The organism is Haloferax sp. DFSO52 (assembly GCF_048158745.1).
GTDB lineage: Archaea > Halobacteriota > Halobacteria > Halobacteriales > Haloferacaceae > Haloferax.
The window spans coordinates 1,396,045-1,410,715 of the sequence record NZ_JBLOPB010000001.1 but is presented as its reverse complement, the minus strand read 5'-3'; the positions used below and the strand labels follow the sequence as shown (position 1 = coordinate 1,410,715).

General features: G+C 61.2%; 14 protein-coding genes. 8 read left to right on the top strand and 6 right to left on the bottom strand.

What is annotated here, in order from left to right:
• Positions 1-32: 32 nt before the first annotated feature.
• The 4 genes from ACK3SC_RS07345 to ACK3SC_RS07330 all read right to left on the bottom strand — a co-directional run bounded on the left by ACK3SC_RS07345 (position 33) and on the right by ACK3SC_RS07330 (position 3,012).
• Complete coding sequence (locus ACK3SC_RS07345) at positions 33-740, bottom strand: hypothetical protein (RefSeq protein ID WP_416839456.1); 708 nt, start codon at positions 738-740, stop codon at positions 33-35.
• A gap of 134 nt (positions 741-874) precedes the next feature.
• Entirely contained in the window at positions 875-1,300 is a 426-nt protein-coding gene (locus tag ACK3SC_RS07340) for a universal stress protein (protein ID WP_416839455.1), read from the bottom strand.
• A gap of 78 nt (positions 1,301-1,378) precedes the next feature.
• A complete protein-coding gene (locus tag ACK3SC_RS07335) occupies positions 1,379-2,530 on the bottom strand; it encodes a pyridoxal phosphate-dependent aminotransferase (protein WP_416839454.1) in 1,152 nt (383 codons plus the stop codon).
• Entirely contained in the window at positions 2,527-3,012 is a 486-nt protein-coding gene (locus tag ACK3SC_RS07330; protein WP_416839453.1) for an Lrp/AsnC family transcriptional regulator, read from the bottom strand. The genes ACK3SC_RS07335 and ACK3SC_RS07330 overlap by 4 nt, the downstream gene beginning before the upstream one ends.
• A gap of 163 nt (positions 3,013-3,175) precedes the next feature.
• Here ACK3SC_RS07330 and ACK3SC_RS07325 point away from each other — a divergent pair, with 163 nt between their 5' ends.
• Positions 3,176-3,820 (top strand): PH domain-containing protein, encoded by a 645-nt coding sequence (locus ACK3SC_RS07325; protein ID WP_416839452.1) that lies wholly within the window; start codon positions 3,176-3,178, stop codon positions 3,818-3,820.
• Entirely contained in the window at positions 3,817-4,347 is a 531-nt protein-coding gene (locus tag ACK3SC_RS07320) for a PH domain-containing protein (protein WP_416839451.1), read from the top strand. The genes ACK3SC_RS07325 and ACK3SC_RS07320 overlap by 4 nt, the downstream gene beginning before the upstream one ends.
• Positions 4,348-4,411: 64 nt before the next feature.
• Here the strand turns inward: ACK3SC_RS07320 and ACK3SC_RS07315 are convergent, their stop codons facing one another.
• Entirely contained in the window at positions 4,412-5,203 is a 792-nt protein-coding gene (locus ACK3SC_RS07315) for a 2-oxo acid dehydrogenase subunit E2 (RefSeq protein WP_416839450.1), read from the bottom strand.
• Positions 5,204-5,330: 127 nt separating this feature from the next.
• Positions 5,331-6,785, bottom strand: a complete 1,455-nt coding sequence (nhaC, locus tag ACK3SC_RS07310; RefSeq protein ID WP_416839449.1) for a Na+/H+ antiporter NhaC — start codon at positions 6,783-6,785, stop codon at positions 5,331-5,333.
• A 201-nt stretch (positions 6,786-6,986) separates the two neighbouring features.
• Here nhaC and ACK3SC_RS07305 point away from each other — a divergent pair, with 201 nt between their 5' ends.
• The 6 genes from ACK3SC_RS07305 to ACK3SC_RS07280 are packed head-to-tail and all read left to right on the top strand — an operon-like array spanning position 6,987 to position 14,584.
• Positions 6,987-8,783, top strand: a complete 1,797-nt coding sequence (locus ACK3SC_RS07305) for a vWA domain-containing protein (RefSeq protein WP_416839448.1) — start codon at positions 6,987-6,989, stop codon at positions 8,781-8,783.
• Positions 8,783-11,158 carry a vWA domain-containing protein gene (locus ACK3SC_RS07300; RefSeq protein WP_416839447.1) on the top strand — a complete coding sequence of 792 codons (2,376 nt, stop codon included), beginning with the start codon at positions 8,783-8,785 and terminating at the stop codon, positions 11,156-11,158. Before ACK3SC_RS07305 ends, ACK3SC_RS07300 begins: the two co-directional genes overlap by 1 nt.
• Entirely contained in the window at positions 11,155-11,796 is a 642-nt protein-coding gene (locus ACK3SC_RS07295; RefSeq protein ID WP_416839446.1) for a chromosome partitioning protein, read from the top strand. Before ACK3SC_RS07300 ends, ACK3SC_RS07295 begins: the two co-directional genes overlap by 4 nt.
• Positions 11,786-12,685, top strand: a complete 900-nt coding sequence (locus ACK3SC_RS07290; protein ID WP_416839445.1) for a hypothetical protein — start codon at positions 11,786-11,788, stop codon at positions 12,683-12,685. Before ACK3SC_RS07295 ends, ACK3SC_RS07290 begins: the two co-directional genes overlap by 11 nt.
• Positions 12,678-13,694 (top strand): AAA family ATPase, encoded by a 1,017-nt coding sequence (locus ACK3SC_RS07285; RefSeq protein WP_416839444.1) that lies wholly within the window; start codon positions 12,678-12,680, stop codon positions 13,692-13,694. Before ACK3SC_RS07290 ends, ACK3SC_RS07285 begins: the two co-directional genes overlap by 8 nt.
• A complete protein-coding gene (locus ACK3SC_RS07280; RefSeq protein ID WP_416839443.1) occupies positions 13,691-14,584 on the top strand; it encodes a DUF58 domain-containing protein in 894 nt (297 codons plus the stop codon). Before ACK3SC_RS07285 ends, ACK3SC_RS07280 begins: the two co-directional genes overlap by 4 nt.
• The last annotated feature ends 87 nt before the right edge of the window (positions 14,585-14,671 follow it).

Genomic DNA, 14,671 nt, shown 5'->3' with positions numbered 1-14,671 from the left:
TAGAGGTAAAAAACGTATTGGTCAACTGAAATTCAGTCTTCCAGGGGGAACCAACCGGACGAGACGTCGATTTCTTGGAGATGCCAGCGCTGTATCGCCTGTTTTCCGTCCACATCCAATTCGACGACTGCATCGAACAACGGAGCGAGCATTCTGTTTATCTCGGCGTGTTTATCGCCGGGCGACCAGACGTGAATCATCCCGTTCCGTGCACGAACGTGGGACGTCATCACGTGCAGGAAGCGAAACACCTCTTCTGTGTCGTAGTTCGAGAGGAGCGCTGGAAGCGCGTCGAACGCGACGCGAAGTTCGGCGGGAGCCAACTCGTTGGCTAACCTGTTGTACTCGTTGATATCATCCGCAATTTCTGCACCGAGTCGTCCCATTCCCCCGTTGACGCGACGTTCGTATGCCGACCGTATTGGATTTCCTCCAGACGCTGCCGCCGCCACACTCCGTTCGAGTGTGGCATACCGAATGACGCGCGTCCACTCGGGAGAGCGACGGGCCGACGGAGGTAACCGAGTCTCGAGGGAGGCTGAGTCGTTCACCACGGCGAGGCGTCGTCGCGACTCGGTCGGCGCACCGAGCATCTGCTTGGATGCCTGCGTGTACAGCTCTGTTGGGACAGAGCCAACGACAAGGAGGGCACTTCCGCGTCGCTTGAGTTCGTCCAGCCCCAACTGGAAGGTAGACGTATTTTCGGCGGCGGAGGTGTCCGTATCTCCTCTCGATACCATTCGTCTTCAACGACGAAACCATATTTAATAATACTTTGCGTGTTGGCTGGACTAAATATGCGATAAGTTAACGTGTCCGTGTCTCCTGTGGATGTGCCGCGTGAATTCGTCGAAAATTCTCCCGTCAGTTCGAATCACGCTGCAGCGTGGACGGTCAACACAGGAACCGGTGCGGTCCGGACGACACGCTCGGTCACACTCCCGAGGAGCACGCGTTCGACGCCAGTTCGACCGTGTGTCGCCATCACGATTACGTCGATGTCGTGTTCGTCTGCGAACTCCACGATGGCTTCGTACGGCGCACCCCGAATAACTGCGCCCACTGCGTCGATCCCGCGTTCCGTCGCGCGTTTGACCATCTCCTCGACGTGGCGGTGGCCCTCCTGTTCGAGCGAGTCGAGTATCGGTCCATCCATGATACTGATGCTGTCGCGGGTGTCGTCGACGACGAACAACACGTGGACGACCGAATCGAACCGTTCTGCGAGTTCGAACACGTGCGGGACTGCGGTCTCACTTGCCGAACTGCCGTCGATTGGAAGGAGAATTTCGTCAAACATACATCGATATTCGTCGTCTGTGCGTGTGAATGCTTCGCACAGTTGGGCAAGACGAAAGCGAGCTCCGTCCGTGCGCAGTTACTCGTCGACGTACGCTTCGATTCGGTCCATCGCTTCGCGGAGTTCTCGCATGCTCGTCGCGTACGAGACTCGAAGGTGGCCTTCACCGCCAGACCCGAAGACGCTCCCCGGAACGAGTGCGACGTTCTGTGCTTCGAGCAGTCCCTCGGCAAACGCCTCGTCGTCTCCGTCCGGAACCTCGGGGAAGACGTAGAACGCCCCTTTCGCTTCGAAACAGTCCATCCCCATCTCTCTGAACCGGGAGATGACGAACCGCCGTCGTCGGTCGTACTCGCGCCGCATCTCTTCGACTTCGTCGTCACACGACCGCAACGCTTCGAGTGCCGCATACTGGGCCGTCGTCGGCGCCGAGAGCATCCCGTACTGGTGAATCTTGTTCATCGCATCGATCGCCTCGGGCGGTCCCATCGCATAGCCGAGGCGAAGTCCGGTCATCGCGTAGGCTTTCGAGAACCCGTTGAACACGACTGTTCGCTCGCGCATTCCCGGCTGCGTCGCGATGGACGCGTGGGCGTCTTCGTACCGAAGGTCGGCGTAAATCTCGTCCGAGAAGACGATGAGGTCGTGTTCCGTGACGAACTCCGCTACCGCTGCGAGTTCGTCGTCGGTCATCACCGCCCCCGTCGGGTTGTTCGGATAACAGAGCACGAGCACGTCAGCGTCGTGCGCACCGGCAGATTCCAACGCCTCGGGCGTGAGTTTGAACTCGTCTGCGGCGGACGTCGGCACCGGAAGTGGCTCACCGCCGGCGAAAAGTGCACTGGGTGTGTACGAGATGTACGACGGTTGCGGGATGGCCACGACGTCGCCGTCGTCGACGAACGCGCGAAACGCGAGGTCGACTGCTTCACTGGCCCCGGTCGTGACGAGAATCTCGCTGTCTGGGTCGTACTCCTGACCGTACCGAGTGACGCGTTTTGCGATGGCCTCGCGGAGTTCGCGCATCCCGCGGTTCGACGTGTAGGAGGTTTTCCCACTTTCGAGCGAGTCGATGGCAGCGGTTCGGGCGGCCCACGGCGCGGAGAAATCGGGTTCGCCCACGCCGAGCGAGATGACGTCGTCCATCTCTTCTGCGAGTTCGAAGAATCGCCGGATGCCCGATGGTGGCACCTGTTCGACGCTGTCTGCAATGTGGTCACCGAGCGTCATGGCGACACAGACAGACGGTCGTCCTCGTCACCGTCACCGAGTTCGATACCCTCCTCCTTGTACGAATCCATCACGAAGTGGGTCACCGTCTTCGTGACTTCGGGGAGTGGGGCGATGCGCTCTGAGATGAACTTCGAAATCTCCTGCATCGAGTCGCCTTCGACTTCGATGAAGAAGTCGTAATCTCCGGAGACGAGTCGGAGTGTCCCGACTTCAGGGAACCGCGCGATTCGACGGGCAATCTGGTCGTATCCCGTCTCTCGGTCGAGTTCGACGTCGACTTCGACCTGTGCGCGGACACGTTCGTCGTCGACCTTGTTCCAATCGACGATCGCGTGATAGCCACGGATGGCCCCCTCGTCTTCGAGTTCGTCGAGCGCTGCTGCCACTGCATCGGCGTCTGCGCCCAGTTGTCGGGCAATGTCGTCTACACTCTCTCGAGCGTCGCGACGCAGCAAGTCGAGCAGTGACTGCTTGTCCATGTCCACTCTGTTGCAACCATCATTGAAATGATTTGCCTAACACAGTGTGGTGTCGTTTCGATTGGCCGGGTCCTCCGAACACCGTTCACTCCCACATCGTCGGTGAAAATTCAGCGACTGTTCGCGGGAAAAGTTTTCCAATACGGCCAGAGTGGGTGCGGGTATGGCTACTGAAACTTCACTCTCGGAGTTCGATTGGCTCACCCTCGATAGCGACGAGGAAGTCCTCTGGGGCGACACACCCCACCCCTACAGTCTGGTTCCCATCTTTATCGTCGGCATCCCACTGTCCTTTTTCCTCGTCGGCATTCCGATTCTCGTCGGCGGCTATCTCTCGTTCAAGAACACGAACTACGTCGTCACCTCAGATGCGCTCTACAAGAAGACCGGCGTCCTCTCGCGGAACGTCCAGCGTATCGAGTTCGACAAGGTACAGGACACCTCCTACAGTCAGACGTTCCTCGGTGCACAGTTCGGATACGGGTCTGTGAACATCAGCACCGCCGGTGGAAGTGGAATCGAGATGAGTTTCGACAGCGTGTCCGACCCACAGACGTTGCAGTCGCTCGTCAACGAACGAATCAAGCAACGCGGCGGGCGAACTTCGGAATCCGACGGGAAGGCCGCCGTCCTCGACGACATCCTCGTCGAACTCCGGGCGATTCGAGCGGCCGTCGAAGACGGTGATACGCAGGCAGCAGCAGCAGCAGCCACCGAAACAGAAGCAGCCACCGAAACAGACGAGACACCCGAATCGGCCGAATCGGCCGACTTCGACTTCGACACGTCGGTGACGAACGACCGATGACTGTCGACGAGTGGATGGCGCGTGCCGCCGACGAAACCACCGTCTGGGAGGGGCGGCCACGCATCCAGACAATCATCCCCGCGCTCGTCTTTGGGGGACTCCTCGTCGTGGGAGCGGTCACTCTCGCCACAGTGACGGGCGAGTCGCTCATCGGTCTGGCCGCGCTCGTCGGGGGACTCCCGCCGCTCTGGTCGTACCTCCGCGTCGTCAACACACGATTCGTCGTGACCGACCAGGCGCTCTACCGGAAGACTGGAATCCTCTCGCGAAACGTCCAGCGCGTCTCACTCGACCGTGTCCAGAACAGCACGTTCTCGCAGGGTATCACTGGAAGCCTGTTCGACTACGGAACCGTCTCGGTCGAAGCGGCCGGCGGTGGGAAGATTCGGTTCGAGAACGTCGACGACCCCCAAGAGGTTCGCGACGTAATCGACAGGCGTCTCGGCCGAGACGAACTCCCGGGAACCGTCGAGCAGTGGACTGCCGTCCTCGACGAGGTTCGAGCGCTCCGGGCTGCGCTCGAATAAGAGTGTCAGACGAATTGTCGCGGAGGCGGTCCCAGACACGGATTTTCTCAGTCACAGTTCTCGGTCACAGGTCGTCCAGTTCCGTGAGTCCATGAGCGTCCTCGATGAGTTCTCCCATTCGTTGCACGAACCGTGCAGCGGGTGCGCCATCGATGACGTCGTGGTCGAACGTCACCGTGAGTGAGAGCAATTCGCGGGTCGTGAGTTCCCCGTCGATACGCCTCGGTTCTCTGCTGATCCCACCAACAGTCAACTGGACGGTATAGTTCGTCGGACTGACCGCCCACCCACCGCGAGTTCCAAACATCCCCACCGACGTCACGGAGACGGTACCCGCCATCGCCTTCCACCGCCGGGGAGACACCTGCGGAAGTCGCCACACCTGTCGTCGAATGAATCCCGGAAGTCGGAGTGCCAGCGTGCTCCACCGGGAGAGTTCTGTCGGGTCGGGAGACTCCTGTGCGGTTCGTATCTCGTCGTGGATGGCGTGGAGTGACCGCCGGTTGGCCCGCCTGACGACGTGGGGGACGCCAATTCGATTCCCCTGAATCGTCGTCTCGATGAGGACGTTCACGTCGACGTCGTCGAAGACGTGAACCCGCCCGCGCCAATCTTGATACGCGTTGATGTGCGGGTGGTCGTCGATGGCTCGCGCGAAACAGTAGACGAGAAACGCGGTGAACGACAACTTCTCACCCGTCTCCGCTTCGATTGCGCGGATTCGGGTTCTCGCCTCCGTAACGTCGAGTTCGACGAGGCCGTGAACGTTGCTTCTCCGCCCCGCCATACGCATGTAATCGATCGTGCCGCGACGGCGGAGAGAACGCGGTTCGATACGGTCACCTCGTGTTGCCATGCAGTTCATACGTCGGTGAGCTGCATACCTGTTGACATCACAGCGTCTACAACTACTGGTCAGCGGTTTCCCCGTCGATTCAGTGAAATTCGGAATCCGTTGGCCAGATAGCCGGGTTGAAAGCCGGTCAGTCGTCGGCAGGATTCGCAGACGACGCGCCTGCGTCCGTCGTGTTTCCGGCGAAGCCGATACCGGCGAGGACGAAGGCGAACAAGACGAGCGGCGAGAGGTAGCCGAAGAAGTAGTACGGAGCGTACGAGAGCGTCGCGACGCCGAGGACACCGGACATGTACGCGCCGCCGGCGTGCCACGGGAAGAGCGCGCCAGTTGGTGTTCCCGCGGACTCGATTGCCGACGAGAGGTCGGAGCTATCGAGGCCGAATTCGTCGTAGGTGTTCCGGAGCGTCATGCCCGGGACGACGATGCTCATGTACTGCTGTGCGGTGAGTGCGTTGGTCAAAATCGCGGAAACTCCCGTCGCAGCGACGAGCGACCCAGTAGAGCGAACGCCGCGTTGGAGTCGGTGGGCGAGCACGGCGAGGACACCCGTCTGTTCGAGAAGGCCACCGAGCGTCAGCGCGGCGACGACGATAGCGATGGTCCACGCGGACCCGGAGACACCACCGGCGGCGAGCAGGTTGTTGACGAGTTCGGACCCTGTCTCGGGGGCCGTCCCGCGCATGAACACCTGCCACGCCGTGACGAACGAAGCACCCTGCACGAGGATACTCGTGAAGGCACCTGCGAAGGCACCCGCCAGCAGGACGTTGAGTGCAGGATAGCCTGCGGCGGCGAGGCCGAACGTCACTGCGAGCGGAAGGAACGCCAGCAGCGTGATGTCGTACGTCGAGGCGAGTGCGGTCTGAATCTCAGCAATCTGGCCGGCAGGAATCGCACCGGAGAAGCCGAGACTGAGAATCACGAATCCGACGAGCGAGAGCCCGAACGCGACGAGCGTACTGGTTCGCATCGCCCGGATGTGGTCGTAGAGGTCGGTGTTCGTCACGGCCGCAGCGAGGTTCGTCGTGTCCGAAAGCGGTGACTGCTTGTCACCCGCGTACGCGCCTGTGAGAATGGCACCGGCCGTCATCGGCGCGGGGACGCCGAGTCCAGACCCGATACCGATGAACGCGACGCCGAGCGTCCCGACGGCAGTCCACGACGACCCGATCGCGAACGTGGTGAGGCCGACGATGAGGGCCGTCGCGGGGAGGAAGATTTCGGGAGTGAGCAGGTCGAGACCGAAGTACATCAGCGTGGGAATCGTCCCTGCAGAGACCCACGTCGCGACGACGCCGTAGATGGTAAACAGGATGAGAACCGCCTGCAGTCCCATCGACAGACTTCGTTCGATGCCGTCGAAGAGGTCGGACCACGTGTAGCCCCAGACGTAGCGTCCGAGGAGTCCGACGAGTGCGATACTCCAGATGAGTGGAATGTGCGGGTCGAGTTTCAACAGTGCCGACCCGACGCCGAGGAACGCGACGAGTCCGACGACCGGAATGAGCGCCTGCAGAACGGTTGGGCGCTCGTCAGGCGAGAGGTCGTCGAACGACCGTGGCGTGTAACTATCAGTTCCCATCGTACTCGGGAAAATAACTTTAGAGCATAAAATGTTGTCGTGTTATGATTCAAGAGCATTGTTATGCAATGACGTAAGTACGATTGACACGAAAATGCACCAACATACTATTCTGGCGCTCGTTCGTGGCAGAGCTACTGACAGTCACGCGAACATGTCAATCAGAGAAACATCCATACTCGTAGGGAACAACAGTTGAGCATGGTCCTCGAAGAGTTCTTCTTGTCTCCCCTCGGCCTTCTGGGCCTCCTGGGTGTAGTGCCACTTATCGTCCTCTATCTGTTGCGTCCGGAACCGGTCCGCCGGACGCTTCCGACCTACCAGTTTCTCATCGAAACAGCGGGACGAAACGCATCGAACCCGCTTTTCGACCGCCTCCTCCGCAGTGTCCTGTTGGTCATCCAACTGCTCGCTATCGTCGCACTCGTCGGGTCGCTCGCGACACCGTACGTGCTCGTGCCGGAGTCGGAGACGATCAGTGAGACGGTGCTGGTCGTCGATACCAGCGCGAGTATGGCTGTCCGCGACAACGGCGGAACACGGTTCGACCACGCACTGAGTGCTGCACGCGACGAAGTGACCGACACCACCTCAGTCGTCGCCGCTGGCGCGAGTGCGGACGTGGTCGTCACACGGGGGAGCGCAACCGACGCACGACTCGCCCTCGACCAACTCCGTGTGTCTGCCATGCCGGGTGACCTCCGTTCAGCGATTACTGCGGCAACGTCTATCGCAGGCGAAGATGCCCGTATCGTCGTCCTCAGCGACTTCGCAGACGATTCTCCATGGGCAGACGCGGTGCGTGAAGCCCGTGCGCGCGGGCTCGTCGTCGAACTGCAGCAACACGATGGCGGTGGCGCTGGTAACGTCGGCATCGTCGACCGGAGTTTCTCCGGGACGAACGTCACGGTGACCGTGAAAAACTACGGTGACACCCCGGCCACACGTCGGGTCACACTCGGCGGCAGCAGTCGCCAACTCCAACTCGGTCCGAGAGACGTTGGCACAGCGACGTTGCCAGTCCCGCCGGGCGGTGGACGCCTCTCGTTGACGACAGAGGATGCGTTCGCACTCGACGATACGTTGTACGTCGCCGCGCCTGAAGACGAATCGATAGACGTGCTCGTCCTGACGAACGACGAGAACCAGTTCCTCACGGCAGCGCTCTCGGTCATTCCCGAAGTGTCGCTCACAGTCGACACCCCGCCGACCAGTATCACCGAACCGTACGACGTCATCATCTACAGCAACGTGAACCCAGAGCGGTTGCTCGCGAGTAACGTCGACGCCGGCACTGAACTCCTCGAAGACGGCGGCGGCGTGGCGATTCAGGCGCAAGAAGACGGCCCAGCGTACGGGTCGCTCCTCCTCGTCCCACAGGACCGAATCGACACGACGCCGACGATTCGGTCGATCGAAGACCACGAACTCACCCGAGGGATAACCTTCCCGCCACCGACCGAGTACGTCGTCGGTGACCTCGAGGAAGGAACGTCGTTAGTGACGGCGAGCGACGGAACCTCACTGCTCGCCATCTCGGAGCGCGGGCCGGGGCGACTCGTCTATTACGGCTTCATCGAAGACCAGTCGGCGTTCAAATACAACTACCAGTATCCCGTGTTCTGGAAGCGGACGGTCTTCTACCTCGCCGGGCGCTCGACGCTCAGTGAGTTGAACCGACCGACTGGCGGCACGCTCGTCGTTGGCCCGAACCAGACCGTCGAGACGCCGACTGGGACGACGACCGGACCAGAAGTTCGACTCTCCGATGCCGGATTCTACACTGTCGGCGACCAACGGTACGCCGCATCACTCCTCAGCGAATCCGAGTCTGACGTCGTCGCACCACCGTTGTCGGGCGAAAACGCACCCGCGGGGTTCCCCACGCGAGTCGAAGAACGACTCGTTCCAGACGCCTTGACCGAGTGGGTGGTCTTCATCGTGCTCGGTATCACGCTCGTCGAACTCGTCTATCTGCGGCGACGAGGTGACCTCTGATGACGCCGCTCGTGTGGACGACCGAACTCGGCGACATCACGGTCGGTCTGGAACGACCACTGCTTCTCGTCGCCGTTCCGATCGTCGTCGTCCTCGTGTGGGCGCTCATCTTCCGCGGGGCGACCGGAACCGCAGGGACGCGGTCGAGACGCCTCTTGCTCGCGTCTCGGGTCGTCGTGGTACTGCTGTTGGTCGTCGCCGCAGCGGGACCGTACACTGTGATGACGCGACAGACGGACGGCGACCCGCGAGTGACACTCCTCGTCGACGAGTCTGACAGTATGGCCGTCTCGTCGTTCACGGCGTCGACCCTCGCCAGCGATATCGAAGCCGAGGGGATTCCAGTCACCGTCTCTACTATCGCCCGGGGCGACGAATCCGCACTCGGCGATGCACTGGCGGCGAACCTCCGACCGGACGGGACCGTCGTCATCGTCTCTGACGGGCAGGTGACGCGAGGGCGGTCACTGGCCTCCGCTGCGACGTTAGCCCGTGACCTGAACGCGACAGTCAACGCGGTCCCACTGTCGGCAGACGATGCCGAGCAGTACGTCACTATCAATGGACCAGCGAAGACCAGCGCGGGCGTCGAAAACGCCTTCCTCGCACGTGTCGACGGCGTCTCTCCGGACGAGGCGACGACTGTCGAGATGGTCATCGAAATCGATGGCGAGGAAGTGGCACGAGAGATGGTTCAGTCGCCGGCCAACGTCGAGTTCATCAAGACGTTCGAGACGACTGGTGTGCACCGAATCACCGCCCGTATCGACGGGACCGACGAGTACGACCGAAACAACGTCTACTACAAATCTGTCCGCGTCGTCGAACCGCCGAGAGTGCTGTACATCTCGCGGGGCGACTATCCGTTCCGCGACTACCTCTCGGAACTGTACGAGGTCGACACGGCAGACCGCGTTCCTTCGGACCTCTCGCGGTACCACGCCGTCGTGCTCCAGGATATGGACGTCGACGACGTCGGCGACATCGATACCCTCCAGCGGTTCGTCATCGACGGCGGCGGACTGCTCGTCGTCGGTGGTCGTAACTCGTTCGAAAACGGCGACTACGACGGGTCGAGTCTCGCGTCGATGCTCCCGGTTACGACCGGCGAAGGTGCGGAACAGACGACGAACCTCGTCTTCGCCATCGACGTCTCCGGCAGCGCCGAAAGCGGCATGCGCGTCCAAAAGAGCGTCGCACTCACCGCACTCGACCAACTCGGTGACGAAAATCAGGTCGGCATCGTCGGCTTCAACTACCTCGCATACGAGGTTTCGCCGCTCCAACCACTCGGCACGAACCGTGAGTCGACTGCCGACCTCATCCGCCGCCTCGAATCCGGTGGTGCGACCGATATCGCCGTCGGCCTCAGAGGTGCGGCACAACAACTCGGAAACCGACAGGGGACGATTATCCTCATCAGTGACGGACACGACCGGTTCGAAGACGCTGCCTCCGTGGCAGACCAACTCGGCCGGAACGGTGTCCGCGTCATCACCATCGGGACCGGCCCGAGTCCGAACGAAGAGACGCTCCGTGCAATCGCGCAGGCGTCGGGTGGGAACTATCTCCGCGCAGACGAGACCAACCGACTTCGAATCCTCTTCGGTGGTGCGAGTCGCCAGTACGCCGGCGACGGCCTGACCATCGTCAACCAGAACGACTTCGTCACCGCCGGCGTCGAGTTGACGACGAACCCCGGGAACGTCAACGACGTCGCCATCAGACGCGGTGCAAACTTCCTCGTCGCAGCGGACGATGGAACTCCTGCCGTGGCGACGTGGCGGTACGGCCTCGGACGTGTGGCGACGATTACCACGTTCGGCAACGATGGGTCACTCGATGGCCTCCTCACCCGCCCGGATTCGTTGTTGCTGACGAAATCGACGAACTTCGTCATCGGTGACCCTGAGCGGAAAGCAGAAGGCGTGACCGACGTGCGTGACACCCGCGTCGGGTCGGCCGTGACCGTCGTCTATCGCGGCGAGAGTCGACCCGAGGAGACGGGGAATCTGTCGTTTTCGGCGGTCGGGCCTGGGACGTACGAAGCGACTGTCGTCCCCACCGAACAGGGGTACAGAGACGTTCTCGACACCGAGTTCGCGGTCAACTACCCGGCCGAATACGGCGGGTTCGGCACCTCGACTGCACTCGACGCGGCCGTCGCAGATACTGGCGGCCGTCTGTACGGCCCCGACGATGCCGCCGAAATAGCCACGTCTGCCCGCGACAATGCAGCAGGTGTGAAACCTGTCCGCGACGAATGGGCGGTCTATTTCGTCCTCATCGCCTTCCTCGTCTACCTCGGAGAGGTGCTTCTCCGGCGAGTTCAAGTGTATCGGGGGCGAACTCAAAGTGAAGGTGGTTTGATATGAGTTCCATCGGTCGGTCCCTGAATATCGGTCTCGTCGCCCTCGTCGTCCTCCTCACCGCAGGAACTGTCGGTGCGACGATGTTCTTCCAGTACTCAGTCGACTCCCTCGACGACCAGAACGAACAGTTGCGAGAGCAAAACGAGGCACTGGAGTCCGACCTCTCACAGACGAGACAGGACCTCTCGTCGGCCAACTCGGAACTGGACGAACTGAACAGTTCACTCGAACGGACGCAAGGTGACGTCGCACAGGTCTCGAACAATCTCGAAGCGACCGAGGCACGACTCGACGCGACCCAGACCGAGTTGGCAGACACCCGCGCACGACTCGCCGACACTGAAGACCAACTCCGTCAGTCGCGGAACCGTATCGATGCGCTCGTCGCCGACCTCAACGACCGCGAGTTGATTCAGGCGCGCCTCGAAGACGAACTCGAGAATCTCGAAGAGATTAACGACGAACTCGACGACGCGAACAACGACCTCGAACTCCAGATTCGGAACCTCGAGACGGACGTGGACAGTCTCGAACAGGAACTCGCCGACCTCCGAAGTGACGTAAACCGACTCGAATCCGACCTCGAAGACGCGTGTTCCGCAATCGAGGGCGACAAACCCCCAGCATGTGATGGCGTCTAACACCTCCGCTACCGACAAGTCCGCTGACGCTCGAACAGCGAGAGAGACCGACCGCGACAGCGAGATGGCCGCCGCCGTCACCGAGGTTCGACGCGAAGTCCAGAAAGCTGCGCTCGTGTCGAGCGTCGTCGATGCCGCAATCGCGGCGCTGTTGACGAACGTCGTGATACGGCTCGTCACGCTTCCGTTCGACGAGTTCGTCCCACTCTCTCGACTCCCCGGCGTGGAATCCACGGCGACGGTTCACGTGGCCGTTCCGCTTGCGCTCGTGGTCGGTCTCGTCGTCGGCGTCCTCGAATACGCAGTCAGGATGGAGCGACCACCAATCGAACAGTTCGAGCAGGTGAACCCATCTGTGGCCGAAGCGCTTCGAACCGCTCGTGACACGGTCAAGACCGACGGCAGTTCGAAGATGACGCTCGCCCTCTACGACGACGTACTCGACCGCCTGAAATCGACGTCGTCTCAGGAGTTGCTGCCGACACGACGACTCTTCGTGACCCTCCTGTTCGCGCTGTTGCTCTCCGTCGCAAGCGTTCAAATTGCGGTTTCAGACCTCCAGATCGACGTTCTCAACGGAAACGGGTCGAACGGGAACGACGACTTCGACGGCCGAGACGAGACGACAGAACTCCAAAACGGGAGCGCAATCCTCGGCGACCCCGAAGACGTCACCGCCGGGTCAGAGGAGTTGAACGCCACACTCTCGTCGGTGTCCGGGAGTGGCGATGGGCCGAGTTCGTCCGCCGAGGCCTACGATTCGAGTGGGTTCGGCGGTGATTCCGGTGTCGAAAGCCAGCGCGCCGGCTACCTCGCTGACGAGACTCTCGAAGAGGCCGAACTGATTCGCGACTACACGCTCAAAATACGTGAACAAGAAGATGACTGATACACACAACACGACCGCCAGAGACGACGCAGACTCGACGCTATCGACCGACGGTGGCTCAGACTCCCAACGTGGCGATTTGGCCATCGAAGACCTCCAAGCGAGCGTCGCGGCCGTCAGAGACGAAGTGGAAAAACGAATCATCGGCCAGGACGAAGTCGTCGAACGACTCCTCGTCTGTATCCTCTGCGACGGGAACGCCCTCCTCGAATCGAATCCAGGTCTCGGAAAGACGACGCTCGTTCGGACGCTCGCAGAAGCGACCGACTTGCAATTTTCGCGTATCCAGAACACGCCGGACCTGATGCCGTCGGACATCACCGGCACCGAGATACTCCGCGAGACCGAAGACGGGCGTGATTTCGTCTTCGAGCGCGGGCCAATCTTCGCGAACGTCATTCTCGCCGACGAAATCAACCGTGCGACGCCGAAGACGCAGTCTGCCCTGCTCGAAGCGATGCAGGAAAAGCAGGTGACTGCTGCTGGGAAGACCTACACACTCCCGAAACCGTTCTTCGTGCTTGCGACGCAGAACCCCATCGACCAGGGCGGGACGTATCCGCTTCCGGAAGCACAGACCGACCGCTTCCTGATGAAAATCGTCGTCGACTACCCGTCGTTCGACGACGAGCGAACCATCGTCAAGAAGTACGCCGAAGGTGAACGACTCCCCGACGTCGAGCGTGTCTTCTCCCAAGAGCACCTGCTGGCAGCACAGCAACTCGTCCGGCAAGTCCCCATCGCAGACGACATCCGAGACGGTGTTATCGAGCTGGTTCGGCGGACGCGCGAAGACGAGGCAATCGAGTTCGGTGCCAGTCCCAGAGCGAGCATGGCGCTCGTCCTCGCGGCGAAGGCACGGGCGTTCGTCAACGGTCGGTCACACGTCTCGTGGGACGACGTCGTCGAGATGGCGGCACCGGTCATTCGCCACCGCATCATCCTCGACTTCCGGGCAGAACGCGAGGGCCTCACACCCGACGATGTCGTCGCACGTCTCCTCGAATGATAGACCCCGACTTTCTCGACGAACTCGACAGATTCGACACCTCACTCAAACGCGCGTCGAACGCGCCGATAGAAGGCGACCAGCGGTCACAGGACGTCGGTGAAGGGCTCACGTTCAGTGACTACCGGCGGTACGTTCCCGGTGACGACCCACGTCTCATCGACTGGCGTGTGTACGCCCGAACGGAAGAACTGTTCATCAAACGGTTCGAGGCGGAGCGAAACCTGACTGTTCACGTTCTCCTCGACGCGACGGCGTCGATGGGCTTCGGCGACGGCGACCAGAACAAGTTCGAGTACGGGGCGAAACTCGGACTGGGATTCTGTCACCTGACCGCCGAAGACCACAACAACTTCCGATTCTCACTCATCGACGAGAGCCCGACCCGCCTCGACACGGACACATCGACACAGGGTGAGGTGCTCCGACTCGTCGACACGCTCAACGAGACGACGCCGTCCGGTGACGGCGACTTCAAAGCAGCACTCGAATCGTACGCGGATACGATTCACTCCCGGTCGCTCGTCTTGGTCATCAGTGATTTGCTGTTCGACCCAGAGGACGTTGCCGATGGGCTTGGCGCGCTCGCCCGAAACGACGTTCTCGTCGCGCAGCTGTTGACCCCGGAAGAACTCGGTCCGACGACGACGGGAGATGCGATCTTCGAAGACCCTGAATCAGACGCCATTCGACGCACGTACTTCGGAGGCACGGCCGCAAAGCGATACGACGAACGACTGCAGGCCCATCTCGATGCCATCGACGACCAGTGTCGGACGTTCGATATCGAACGGGAACTCGTCGATACCGGTACCAACTTCTTCGACACGTTCGCAAGCCTGTGGCTGGGTGCGCGACTCGGCGGCGAGCGCCGCGCACGACGCTACTAGACACCCGCTGGCGAGCAAGAGATACCTGCTGGCGAGCATACCTGCTGACGAACAAGATTCGGAAACGGTGGTGCCTGTTTGGCCGCA